Genomic DNA, 11,840 nt, shown 5'->3' on the forward strand with positions numbered 1-11,840 from the left:
CAGCCCCCCGCACCCCCGACGCCCGCCACAACCACACCACATCCCGCCCGAACGACCACACCAGCAGACCCAGTGCCAGCAGCACCACGCCCAGGTCGGCCGTGTACGGCAGCAGGTTCGCGCCGGCCAGGAGCAGGAGGATGCCCTGGAACGCGGCCACCGTCTTGCGGGCGGTGCTCGGGGGGAGCGGTGCGTTCAGCCAGGGCAGGACGCGGGCGGCGGCGACGAAGGCGTAGCGCATGGAGCCGATCAGCAGCACCCAGGGGCCGAGTCGCGTCGAGACGTAGACGCTGAGCACCAGGATCAGGAACGCGTCGACCTCCATGTCGAAGCGGGCGCCCAGTGCCGTGGACGTGCCGGTGCGGCGGGCCACCTTGCCGTCCACGCCGTCCAGGATCAGGGCCACCGCCGTCAGACCGACCAGCAGCGACACCGGCGGTGAGCTCTCGAAGGAGTCCGCGACCAGGGCCGTCACACCGCCGACGAGAGTGGCCCGGCCGAGTGTCACCCGGTTGGCCGCGCCGAAGGAGCGCAGTCGCGACCGTTGCAGCGCCCGGGAGAGCACCGCCCAGGTGGCGATCGCGAAGACCAGGCCGGTCACCCAGCCCGCGGGCCCCATGCCGATCGCCGTGCCGAGCAGGGCCAGCAGCAGGATCTGTGCGCCCGCTCCCACAGCGGTCTCCTGCTGGGCCGGCCTCGCGTCGTAAGTGTTGTTCAGGGCCACCGCACACCCTCCGGCCGAGTGACAGAGTCGATCAACGCCGCGTACTGTGCGCGGCCTGTGCACATCTCGGTACGTGAACAACTTCCCGATCGTTCAGGAGGACGCCCATGAACCGTTCCGCACGTGCGTTCTGGCTCCGTTCGCCCGGCCACGGCGAGATGCGCGACATACGTCTTCCGGAGCCCGCTGAGGGTGAGGTCGTCGTCCGTACGCTGTACTCCGGGATCAGCCGGGGCACGGAGACGCTGGTGTTCCGCGGCGGGGTGCCCACCGGTCAGTACGAGGCCATGCGGGCCCCGTTCCAGGAGGGCGACTTCCCGGGGCCGGTGAAGTACGGCTACCTCAACGTGGGCGTGGTGGAGGAGGGCCCGGACGAGCTGGCCGGCCGTACCGTCTTCTGCCTCTACCCGCACCAGACCCGCTACGTCGTACCGGCCGCCGCCGTGACCCCCGTACCGGACTCCGTCCCCGCCGGGCGGGCCGTGCTCGCGGGCACCGTCGAGACCGCCGTGAACGCCCTGTGGGACGCCGCGCCCCTGGTCGGCGACCGGATCGCCGTCGTCGGCGGCGGGATGGTCGGCTGCTCGGTGGCCGCGCTGCTGGCCCGGTTCCCCGGCGTGCGCGTCCAGTTGGTGGACGCCGATCCCGGGCGCGCCCGGGTCGCCGAAGCCCTCGGGGTCGGCTTCGCCCTGCCCGGGGAGGCGCTCGGGGAGTGCGACCTCGTGGTGCACGCCAGCGCCACCGAGCAGGGCCTGGCCCGCGCCCTGGAACTGCTCACCGCCGAGGGCACCGTCGTCGAACTCAGCTGGTACGGCGACCGCAGGGTCTCCCTGCCGCTCGGCGAGTCGTTCCACTCCCGCCGGCTGGTCATCCGCAGCAGCCAGGTCGGCACCGTCTCCCCGGCCCGCCGCGGCAGCCGTACATACGCCGACCGGCTCGCCCTCGCCGTCGACCTGCTCGCCGCCCCCGAGCTGGACGCCCTCGTCACCGGGGAGTCCGCCTTCGAGGAGCTGCCGGACGTCATGCCCAAGCTGACCTCCGGGCGGATACCGGCGCTGTGCCACCGGATCCGGTACGACGCCAGCGCCTGACCTGAGAAAACCTGAGCGAAGTCGGTGCCGGACGACTGAACAACGGGAAGCGAAGAGCCGTACTACACGGCATCCCCCGGCAGGGATCAGCAAGGATCAGCCGGGGATCAGACGCGCCGCACCTGGAGGGTCGTCCGTTGTTCAGCATCACCGTTCGTGATCACATCATGATCGCCCACAGTTTCCGCGGAGAGGTGTTCGGGCCCGCTCAGCGGCTGCACGGAGCCACCTTCCTCGTGGACGCCACGTTCCGGCGCGAACAGCTGGACGACGACAACATCGTCGTCGACATCGGCCTGGCCACCCAGGAGCTGGGCGCGGTCGTGAGCGAGCTGAACTACCGCAACCTCGACAACGAACCCGACTTCGCCGGGATCAACACCTCCACGGAGTTCCTGGCCAAGGTCATCGCCGACCGGCTCGCCGAACGGATCCACAAGGGCGCCCTGGGCGAGGACGCCAGGCAACTGGCCGGCCTCACCGTCACCCTCCACGAGTCGCATGTCGCCTGGGCGAGTTACGAGCGTGCGCTGTGACCGACACGACCGTCCACCGCCCCCCGTCCCTGGCCTACCTGCCCGCGCAGCGCACCGGCCCCCACCACGTCGGGATCATCCCCATGTCCCTGCGCACCGTGCACTTCGTCCTGCCGGGCGGCGTCGACGACCCGGCCGCACCGAGCGGCGGCAACGCCTACGACCGCCGCGTCAGCCTCGACCTGCCCGGCTTCGGCTGGCAGGTCCGGCCGCACACAGTGGACGGTGACTGGCCCCGCCCGGACGCCCCGGCCCGTACGGAACTCGCGCAGATCCTGCGGGAGTTGCCGGACGGTGCCGTCGTCCTCCTCGACGGGCTCGTCGCCTGCGGCGTCCCCGAGATCGTCGTCCCCGAGACCGAACGGCTGCGCCTGGCCGTCCTCGTCCACCTCCCGCTCGGCGACGAGACCGGACTCGACCCCGCGGTGGCCGCCGAACTCGACGCCCGGGAGAGGGAGGTGCTGCGCGCCGCCCCCGCCGTCGTCGCCACCAGCGACTGGGCGGTCCGCCGTCTCGTCTCCCACCACGGGCTCGTCCCCGACCGGGTCCACGCCGCCGCGCCGGGCGCCGACATCGCGCCCCTCGCCCCCGGCACCGACGGCGTCTCACGGCTGCTGTGCGTCGCCGCCGTGACCCCGCGCAAGGGGCAGCACCGACTGGTCGAGGCACTGGCCACGGTCACCGACCTGCCGTGGAGCTGCGTGTGCGTCGGCGGCCTGACCCAGGACCCCGCCTACGTCACCCGCCTGCGCGACCTGATCGCCAGACACGGCCTGGAGGACCGCTTCCACCTCGCCGGACCGTGCGCCGGGGCCGACCTCGACGCCAGTTACGCCGCCGCCGACCTCATGGTCCTCGCCTCCTACGCCGAGACCTACGGCATGGCGGTCACCGAGGCACTCGCGCGCGGGATCCCCGTGCTGGCCACGGACGTCGGCGGCGTCCCCGAGGCGGTCGGCCGCGCCCCCGACGGCGGGGTGCCCGGCATCCTCGTCCCGCCGGAGGACCCCGTGGCCCTCGCCGCGGAACTGCGCGGCTGGTTCGTCGAGGCCGACGTGCGCCGCCGGCTCAAGGCCGCCGCCCGGGGCCGGCGCGCCGCCCTCGACGGCTGGGCGACGACCGCCCGCAGCCTGGCCGGCGTCCTCGGCCGGCTGCCGAAGGAACCCCGGAGGGCGGCATGAGGAAGGCCACCACCATGACTCCCGGCACCGCGGTCACGCCCGGCGACGACTCCGCGCCGTCCGGTACGGGTTCGGCGCCCGGCGACCGCGACGCGGTGATCCCCGGTACCGGACCCGCCGACGCCCCCCGGCCCGGGGAGCGGGCCACCGTGCGCCTGCGGCCGGACGGGCCCGAGGAGCCGCCCCGGTACGCCCCCGAGTGGCTGCAGTTGAGAGAGGCCGCCGACGCCGCCGCACGGGCCACGGAACTGCTCGATCCGCTGCGGAGCCGGCTCGCCGACGTACCGAGGACACACGGCGGGCTCGTCGTGCACGACCTGGGCTGCGGCACCGGCTCGATGGGCCGCTGGCTCGCCCCCCGGCTGGACGGCGCCCAGCACTGGATCCTGCACGACCGCGACCCCTACCTGCTGCACTTCGCCGCCGTGGACGCCGCGCGCGCCGCCGCCGACGGCAGCCGGATCACCGTGGAGACACGGCGCGGCGACGTCGCCCTGATCACCCCGGACGCGCTGGCGGGCGCCTCCCTGGTGACCGCGTCGGCGCTGCTGGACGTCCTCACCCGCGAGGAGGCCGACGCCCTCGCCGCCGCCTGCGCCGGGGCCGGCTGCCCCGCGCTGCTCACCCTGTCCGTGGTCGGCCGGGTCGAACTGACCCCGGCCGACCCACTGGACGCGGAGATCACCGAGGCGTTCAACGCCCACCAGCGCCGCGCCGAACTGCTCGGCCCGGAGGCGGTGACGGCCGCCTGCGAGGCATTCGCCGCGCACAGCGCCACCGTAAGTGTGCGACCGAGCCCCTGGCGGCTCGGCCCCGACCAACGGGGACTGACCGCCCAGTGGCTGCGCGGCTGGGTCGGCGCGGCCGTCGAACAGCGCCCCGAACTGAAGCCGCACGCCGACCACTACCTCGCCCGGCGCCTTGAGGCCTGTGCGGCGGGGGAGTTGCGGGTGGTCGTCCACCACAGCGACCTGCTGGCGCTGCCCGGTGGCACGGGCGGTGACGCATGAGCGCTCAGACGGTGGACGTACGGAGCGCCCCCCTGCCTCGCCCCCAGGCCCGCGCCCTGCGCGCCCACTTCGGCACCGTCACCGGCGCCGTGATCCTCGCCGTGCTCCTGTGGCGGCTGGGCACCGGCGCGCTTCTGGAAGGGCTGCGCCGCATCGACGCGCCCTCGCTGGCCGCCGCGCTCGCGATCGGGGCGGTCACCACCGTGTGCAGCGCCTGGCGCTGGCAGTTGGTGGCCCGCGGCCTGCGCATCCGGCTGCCCCTCGGCCCGGCCGTGGCCCACTACTACCGCGCGCTGTTCCTCAACGCGGCCCTGCCCGGCGGCGTCCTCGGCGACGTGCACCGGGCCGTTCGGCACGGGCAGAGCGCCGGGGACGTCGGCCGCGGGGTGCGGGCCGTGGTCCTGGAGCGGGTCGCCGGGCAGATCACACTCGCCGTCACGGGCGCGGCGGTGCTGCTGACCCTGCCCTCACCCGTCCGGACCCAGGCCCTGCACCTCGCGCCGCTCGCGGCCCTCGCCCTCGTGGGAGCGCTCGCCGTGCTGCTCGCGCTGCGCATGAACCGGGCGGCGCCCTCCCGCCGGGGACGCGCCCTGCACCGTGCTCTCGGCGAAGCGCGCGAGGGACTGCTGTCGCGCCGCAACGGGCCCGGCGTGGCCCTCGCCTCCGCCGTCGTGCTCGCCGGGCATCTCGCCACGTTCGTGATCGCCGCCCGGGTCGCCGGCTCCGCCGCCCCGACGCCCGTACTGCTGCCGCTGGCGATGCTCGCGCTGACCGCCATGGGACTGCCCCTGAACGTCGGCGGGTTCGGGCCCAGGGAGGGCGTCACGGCGTGGGCGTTCGGCGCCGCCGGGCTCGGGGCGAGCACCGGAGTGGCCGTGGCGGTGGTCTACGGGGTGCTGTGCCTGGTGGCGAGCCTGCCGGGCGCGCTCGTCCTGGTCGCCCGCCGGCGCACCGGCCCTCCCCCCGACTCTCACGGCGGCCCGCACACCGAGTCGGGCGCCGGGTCCGGCGCCGCAGCCTCCGACGCGACCGCCCCGGACGCGGAACCCGGCCGCCGTACCGGCGACTACTCGGCGCGTGTGTCCGCCGACGTGAGCAGCGAGAAATACGACGCGAAGGAATCGGTGAGGCTCGCCAGCAGTTCCTTTCCCTTTTCCGCGGCCCCCAGGGAAGGACGGCCGATGACGCCCGATTCGGTATAGGCGGACATTCCGACGGTCAGCAGATGACGCCGGTCGTCCGCGACGGCATCGGCTGTTTCGTAACCGGCCCGGACCATTTCGGGATGAGCGTGCAGAAGAATGGAGGTCTCGATTTCCCCCGCATGCATGTCGGTGAGCAACGAGGTGAGCACCCCCGCCCGCTCCCGGGCCGTTTCCCAGTCCTCCGGGGCAGGGAAGAGCGCGATCCGCTCCCCGCGCGCGGAGGACTCCTGAACCACGTTGCCCAGCACGTAGTTCCCGCCGTGCCCGTTGACGACCACCAGGGCCTCCACGCCCGAGCGGCGCAGCGAGTCCGCGATGTCCCGCACCACCGAATGGAGGGTCACCGAAGAGATGCTGACGGTCCCCGGCCAGGCCGCGTGCTCGTGCGAGCAGGAGATCGTCACCGGTGGCAGCAGGTGCACCGGGTACGCGTCGGCGATCTCCCGGGCGATGGCACAGGCGACCAGCGTGTCGGTGGCCAGCGGAAGAAAGGGGCCGTGCTGCTCGAAACTCCCCACCGGCAGGACGGCGACCTGCGGTGAGCGGCCGGCCCCCCGATTCCGTACGTCTTCCGTGGTGTCCGTCGGCAACAGGCCACCCGCACCATGTGCCGTCGGCCGTGTTTCCGAACCACTCATAGTTTCCCGGCCTTTCGTCTCTGCTTAGGATTTTAGATCATGACAGAAAACCTCGGCGTACTCGGCAAGAAGTCTCCACGGCGCACGGGTGTGGAACGCGTCGCGAATGCCCCGCTGCCCACTGTCTACGGCGAATTCCAGGCGGTCGGCTACCTGGATCACGACCGCGGTGACGAACAAGTGGCCCTGGTCCACGGCGACATCGGCACGGACCGCGTCCTCGTCCGGCTGCACTCCGAATGCCTGACCGGGGACGCCTTCGGCTCCCAGCACTGCGAGTGCGGCGACCAGCTCGCCGCCGCGCTGCGCGCCGTCGTCGCCGAAGGCAGCGGAATCGTCGTGTACTTGAGAGGACACGAGGGCCGGGGCATCGGGCTGCTCGCCAAGCTGCGGGCCATGGCGCTGCAGGCGGAGGGCCTGGACACGGTCGAGGCCAACCTCGCCCTCGGCCTGCCCGTCGACGCCCGCGACTACGGCGTCGCCGCCGGGATCCTGCACGACCTGGGAGTGGGCTCGGTGCGCCTGATGTCCAACAACCCGCGCAAGCGCGAGGCGTTGGTGCGGCACGGCATCCAGGTCGCCGAGCAGGTGCCGCTGCTGATCCCGCCGTGCGAGAACAACATCACCTACCTGCGCACCAAGCGGGAGCGCATGGACCACCACCTGCCCCATCTGGACGCGGTGGCCCATCTGTCCTGAGGCCGGCGGTCGTTCGGAGCCGGTGGCCGCCCTCTGTCCGGCGGCTGTCCTGGGCCGGTGGCCGTCCTGGGCCGATGGCTGCACTGAGGGCGGTGGTGGCTGTCCTGAGGCCGGCGGCGTCTCAGCCGATGACGGCCTCGTGCACCAGACGCTTCAGCTCCGGGTAGATCCGCAGGGAGCTCTTCGGGCGCAACTGGGTCATGAACTGGAAGGTCAGATCGCGGCCCGGGTCGACCCAGAAGGTCGTCGTCGCCGCCCCGCTCCAGCCGAAGGTGCCGAGGCCGGACGGCGCCTGGGTGCGGGCCGGGTCGACGACGACGGAGACGTTGAACCCGAAGCCCACGCCGTCGTTGCCCGGCTCGTCGTGGGCGGGGTGGCTGCCGTAGGAGCGCAGGTCGGCTCCGCCGGGGAGGTGGTTGCGGGTCATCAGGTCGATGCCGGCGGGGGTGAGCAGGCGGGTGCCGTCCAGTTCGCCGCGGCGGCGCAGCAGTTCCATGAAGCGGTGCCAGTCGTACGCGGTCGCCACCAGGCCGCCGCTGCCCGAGAGGAACCGAGGGCGGCCGTCGAGGGGCAGGCCGGGAATCGGTTCGATGCCGCTGCCGTCGTCCATCTGCCCGTACAACTCGGCGAGCCGATCGGACTGTTCGTCCGGGACGTGGAAACCGGTGTCGGTCATCCCGAGGGGCCCGAGGATCCGCTCGGTGAAGAACACGTCGAGCGGCTGCCCGGACACCACCTCCACGACCCGGCCCAGGACGTTGCTGGCGACGGAGTAGTTCCACTGCGTACCCGGGTCGAACTGCAGCGGCAGGCTCGCGTACACGTCCGTCGTCTCCGCCAGGTCAGCCCCCGGCGGCACCGACGACGCCAGGCCGGCGGCGCGGTAGAGGGCGTCGACGGGGTGGGTGCAGTAGAAGCCGAAGGTCAGGCCCGCGGTATGGGTGAGCAGGTGACGGACGAGGATGGGCCCGGCGGCGGGGCGGGTCGTCACGTCGTCGCCTGAGCCGCCGACGTACACCCGGGGGCCGGCGAAGGCCGGGAGGTGGCGTTCCAGCGGGTCGTCCAGTGACAGTCTGCCCTCCTCCACGAGTTGCAGTACGGCGACGGCGGTCACCGGCTTGGTCATGGAGTAGATCCGCCACACCGTGTCGCGCTCGACGGGCAGCCCGGCCGCCACGTCCCGCCGGCCGTACGTGGTGAGGTGGGCGACCCGGCCGCCGCGCGCGAGGGCCACGAGGAACCCGGGCAGGCGGCCCTCGTCGACGAAGCGGGCCAGGTACCGGTCGAGACGGTCGAGCGCCTTCGCGTCCAGCCCGGCCTCACCCGGCTCGACCTCCTGTCGCAGCTGTGCCATAGCTCTCCTCCAGGCACTGTCCGGCCCTGTCGCACGAGGACCACGGAGATCTACCCGCCTTCGGGCGGCCTCAGGCTTCGGGCTCAAGCTTCAGGCCTCAGCCATCGGGCCATCGGTTCTCATGGTCGCGCGGAAACCCGTGACCGGTCCTGTGGATCACGCCGATCGTCGGCACCCGCATCGGCCGTACGGACCGCACTGGCACGCCGCGGCAGTGCACCGCCCGCCACCGCCCCCACCGAGGCGATCCCCGCGAGCGCCACCAGTGGCAGTCCGGGGCCGCCGCCGAGTACCCGCAGCGTGGTCGACGCGGCCACGCCCAGGGCCGGGCCCACGTTCATAGCGGTCTGCTGGAGTCCGCCCGCCACGCCGGCGGACGTGACCGCCGCCTGCCGTACGACGACGTGCGTCGCCGCCACCATCACCGTGCCGAACCCGGCGCCGAGCAGCGCGAAACCGGTGCACAGGGCGAGGGTTCCCGTCGCCCGGGCGAGTACCAGGACGCCCAGCGCGAGCACCGTCATCGCCGCCACGGCCGTAGGACGGGCCCCCACCCGGCGCAGCAGCACCGGGCACACGGGCGCCGCGAGCACCATCAGCGCCGCCAGGGGCAGGCTGCGCAGGGCGCTTGCGAAGGGGGACAGGCCCAGCGTGTCCTGGAGGACGTACGTGACGACGAACAGCGTGCCGGACAGGGCGGCCGACGCCGCGACCAGGACGCCGAGCGCCGAGCCGACGGCCGCCGACCCGAGGACGCCCGGCGGCAGTGGCTGGTAGACAGTGTCTACGCACGAGCGGCCTGGACATTCGCAGCCAGGGAGCCACCGGGAATGAGAAGCTCTGCCACGACAGTTGAGGAACGCATGACTCAGGACACGACGCACGACCCCGCTCCGGACGCGCTGCTCGCCCTGCTCGCCGAGGGCCACGGCGGGGTACTGGTCACCCTCAAGCGCGACGGCCGGCCCCAGCTGTCGAACGTCAGCCACGCCTACGACCCGGACGAGCGCGTCATCCGCGTCTCGATCACCGACGACCGCGCCAAGACCCGCAACCTGCGCCGGGACCCGCGTGCCTCCTACCACGTGACCGGCCCCGACCGACGGGCCTACACGGTCGCCGAGGGCACCGCGGAACTCACACCGGTCGCCAAGGACCCGCACGACGAGACCGTCGAGGAACTGATCCGCCTGTACCGGGACGTCCTGGGCGAGCACCCCGACTGGGACGACTATCGTGCGGCCATGGTCCGCGACCGGCGGCTGGTGCTGCGCCTGAAGGTCGAGCGGGCGTACGGCATCCCGAAGGGCGCGAACGACGGCTGACGGGACGTGGCCGGAGGGCGCGAACGGAGACCGACGGCGCGTGGCCGAGGGCGCGGGCGACGGCTGACAACGCGTGCCCGGACAGACCCTAGGCGCCGGTCCGTGCCCGGATCGCCCGCAGGACCGCCACCATGTCCTCGTCGCCGTGTCCGAGGGAGACCGTCTCCTCGAACAGGGCGTGGCACACGTCGAGCAGCGGGGATGCGATGACCGCCTTGCGGGCGGCCTCGGCGATCAGCCGGTTGTTCTTGAGTACGTCGAGCGCCGCCGCCTGCACCGAGAAGTCCCCGCCCAGCAGCTTGGGCGCCTTCATCCGCGACACCGGGCTGGCCATCGGGCCGGCGCCCAGCACCTCGAGGAACAGCCGGCGGTCGAGTCCCTGCCGTTCGGCGAAGTGGAACGCCTCGGTGAACCCGGTCACCAGCGTGATCAGGAACAGGTTCACCGACAGCTTCATCAGCAGTGCGTTGGGCGCCGGACCGCACACGAACGTCTCGGCGCACAGGGGGGCGAGCACGGGGCGTACGAGCCGCACGGCCCGCTCGTCCCCGGCCAGCATCGCGACCAGTTCGCCGTTCTCCGCCGGGACACGGGAGCCGGAGACGGGCGCCTCGACATAGCTGCCGCCCGCCGCCCGCACGTCCGCCTCCAGGCCGCGTGAGTAATCGGGCGAGGTCGTGCCCATGTGCACGACCGTCTTTCCGGCGACGAGCGCGGTGAAGTCCGGGCCGCCGCGGCCGAGGGTGGCGTCCATCGCGAGGTCGTCCGCCAGCATGAGGATCACCACGTCCGCGCGGGCGAAGAGCTCGCCCGGGTCCGCGGCCACCTCGGCGCCGGCCGCGCGCAGGGGTGCGGTGCGGGCGGCCGTGCGGTTCCACACGACCAGGGGAGTGCCGGAGCGGGCCAGCCGGAGCGCCATGGGCGTGCCCATCACTCCGAGACCGATGAAGCCGACGCGCACGAGAGACCGTCCTGGGGCCGAGACGTTTCCATGACAGTGGTCATAGTAGCCGTCCCTATGACGTCTGTCATAGGCTGGAGGGCGGAAATCCAGGTACGGCGTCGGGAGGTCGGCGATGGCGGGGGTCCAGCGGGGGCCGAGGGAGCGGATGGTCTTCAGCGCGGCCCAGCTCATCCGGCGCGACGGTGTGAGCGCGACCGGGATGCGGGACGTCGCCGTGCACGCGAACGCGCCGCGCGGATCGCTGCAGCACTACTTCCCGGGAGGCAAGGAGCAGCTGGTCGGTGAGGCCGTGACCTGGGCCGGCCGGTACGCAGGAAAGCGCGTCGCCCGCTTCATGGCGGACCTGGCCGAGCCGGCGCCGAGTGCGCTGTTCGCCGCGATGGTGCGGCAGTGGACCGACGAGTACGAGACGGCCGATGGCCTGGGCGGCTGCCCGGTCGCCGCGGCCACCGTGGACTGCGCCTCCTCCGAGGCGACCCGCGAGGCGGCAGCCGCCGCGTTCATGTGCTGGCGCGCCCCGGTGGCCGAGGCCCTGACGGAACTGGGCGTACCGGCCGAGCGGGCCGAGCCGCTCGCCACGCTGATGATCAGCTCCCTGGAGGGCGCGATCATCATGGCGCGCGCCGAGGGCGACGTGCGCCCGCTGAGGACCGTGGCCCGCGAGCTGGGTCCGCTCCTCGACGCGGCCGTGCTCCCGGACCGACCGACCACGGGGAGAGGTGAGGCATGATCACCGGAGCGCATGTGGTGATCCACACCCGTGACGCGGAGGCCGACCGCGCCTTCCTGCGGGACGTACTGGGCTGGTCGCACGTCGACGCGGGGCACGGCTGGCTGATCTTCGCGGCACCGCCCGCCGAGGTCGCCTGCCATCCGACCGGCGGCGAGCCGGCGCACGAGCTGATGCTGATGTGTGACGACCTCGACGCCACGGCCGCGGAACTCGCCGCGCAGGGCGTGGAGTTCAGCCGGCCGGTGCAGGAGGCGCGCTGGGGCCGGGTGACGGCCCTGCGGCTGCCCGGTGGCGGCGAACTCGGCCTGTACGAACCGCGACACCCGCGGCCCTGAAGAGGCCGCGGGCGCGGGGCGGGGGTGCGCCGGTCGAGGCCGGCG

General features: G+C 73.2%; 12 protein-coding genes and 2 pseudogenes. 9 read left to right on the forward strand and 5 right to left on the reverse strand.

The genetic code is table 11. The features are described from left to right. Window positions 1–724 (reverse strand): CDP-alcohol phosphatidyltransferase family protein (locus tag BZY54_RS28890; protein ID WP_107419839.1); only part of this gene is annotated, 724 nt, incomplete at its 3' end. Window positions 725–831: 107 nt separating this feature from the next. Between BZY54_RS28890 and BZY54_RS28895 the strand changes: the two genes are divergently transcribed. From BZY54_RS28895 to BZY54_RS53660, 5 genes and pseudogenes are all read left to right on the forward strand, one after another. After that, window positions 832–1,815 (forward strand): zinc-dependent alcohol dehydrogenase, encoded by a 984-nt coding sequence (locus BZY54_RS28895; protein ID WP_086728280.1) that lies wholly within the window; start codon window positions 832–834, stop codon window positions 1,813–1,815. Window positions 1,816–1,952: 137 nt separating this feature from the next. Then, window positions 1,953–2,351: a 6-pyruvoyl trahydropterin synthase family protein gene (locus BZY54_RS28900; RefSeq protein WP_086728281.1), complete on the forward strand. Its 399-nt coding sequence runs from the start codon at window positions 1,953–1,955 to the stop codon at window positions 2,349–2,351. After that, window positions 2,348–3,532 carry a glycosyltransferase family 4 protein gene (locus BZY54_RS28905; protein ID WP_086728282.1) on the forward strand — a complete coding sequence of 395 codons (1,185 nt, stop codon included), beginning with the start codon at window positions 2,348–2,350 and terminating at the stop codon, window positions 3,530–3,532. The genes BZY54_RS28900 and BZY54_RS28905 overlap by 4 nt, the downstream gene beginning before the upstream one ends. Next, window positions 3,529–4,542 (forward strand): trans-aconitate methyltransferase, encoded by a 1,014-nt coding sequence (locus BZY54_RS28910; protein WP_425276327.1) that lies wholly within the window; start codon window positions 3,529–3,531, stop codon window positions 4,540–4,542. The genes BZY54_RS28905 and BZY54_RS28910 overlap by 4 nt, the downstream gene beginning before the upstream one ends. After that, window positions 4,539–5,441 (forward strand): annotated as a pseudogene (locus tag BZY54_RS53660) (lysylphosphatidylglycerol synthase transmembrane domain-containing protein); the annotation flags it as partial. The gene BZY54_RS28910 and the pseudogene BZY54_RS53660, both read left to right, overlap by 4 nt. Before the next feature lie 167 nt (window positions 5,442–5,608). Here BZY54_RS53660 and BZY54_RS28920 read toward each other — a convergent pair. Continuing rightward, window positions 5,609–6,385 carry a creatininase family protein gene (locus BZY54_RS28920; protein ID WP_086728284.1) on the reverse strand — a complete coding sequence of 259 codons (777 nt, stop codon included), beginning with the start codon at window positions 6,383–6,385 and terminating at the stop codon, window positions 5,609–5,611. A gap of 39 nt (window positions 6,386–6,424) precedes the next feature. On the opposite strand from BZY54_RS28920, the gene ribA reads away from it, so the two are divergent. Further along, window positions 6,425–7,084 carry a GTP cyclohydrolase II gene (ribA, locus tag BZY54_RS28925; RefSeq protein ID WP_086728285.1) on the forward strand — a complete coding sequence of 220 codons (660 nt, stop codon included), beginning with the start codon at window positions 6,425–6,427 and terminating at the stop codon, window positions 7,082–7,084. Between the two features lie 121 nt (window positions 7,085–7,205). On the opposite strand, the gene BZY54_RS28930 is transcribed toward ribA, so the two are convergent. Together BZY54_RS28930 and BZY54_RS49590 are read right to left on the reverse strand one after the other, a co-directional pair. After that, window positions 7,206–8,438, reverse strand: a complete 1,233-nt coding sequence (locus BZY54_RS28930; protein ID WP_086728286.1) for a serine hydrolase domain-containing protein — start codon at window positions 8,436–8,438, stop codon at window positions 7,206–7,208. Between the two features lie 119 nt (window positions 8,439–8,557). Further along, a pseudogene (locus tag BZY54_RS49590) lies at window positions 8,558–9,205 on the reverse strand (MFS transporter); the annotation flags it as partial. 96 nt (window positions 9,206–9,301) lie between these two features. Here BZY54_RS49590 and BZY54_RS28940 point away from each other — a divergent pair. Then, window positions 9,302–9,763, forward strand: a complete 462-nt coding sequence (locus tag BZY54_RS28940; protein ID WP_086728287.1) for a PPOX class F420-dependent oxidoreductase — start codon at window positions 9,302–9,304, stop codon at window positions 9,761–9,763. 88 nt (window positions 9,764–9,851) lie between these two features. Here BZY54_RS28940 and BZY54_RS28945 read toward each other — a convergent pair whose 3' ends face one another. Further along, a complete protein-coding gene (locus BZY54_RS28945; protein WP_107419841.1) occupies window positions 9,852–10,898 on the reverse strand; it encodes an NAD(P)-dependent oxidoreductase in 1,047 nt (348 codons plus the stop codon). On the opposite strand from BZY54_RS28945, the gene BZY54_RS28950 reads away from it, so the two are divergent. After that, a complete protein-coding gene (locus tag BZY54_RS28950; RefSeq protein ID WP_086728289.1) occupies window positions 10,840–11,457 on the forward strand; it encodes a TetR/AcrR family transcriptional regulator in 618 nt (205 codons plus the stop codon). The two genes, BZY54_RS28945 and BZY54_RS28950, sit on opposite strands and share 59 nt — an antisense overlap. Further along, on the forward strand, window positions 11,454–11,795 hold the full coding sequence (locus BZY54_RS28955; RefSeq protein WP_086728290.1) for a VOC family protein: 342 nt from the start codon (window positions 11,454–11,456) through the stop codon (window positions 11,793–11,795). The genes BZY54_RS28950 and BZY54_RS28955 overlap by 4 nt, the downstream gene beginning before the upstream one ends. Window positions 11,796–11,840: the final 45 nt, after the last annotated feature.

This window comes from Streptomyces carpinensis (assembly GCF_002154505.1).
GTDB classification, from domain to species: domain Bacteria; phylum Actinomycetota; class Actinomycetes; order Streptomycetales; family Streptomycetaceae; genus Streptomyces; species Streptomyces carpinensis.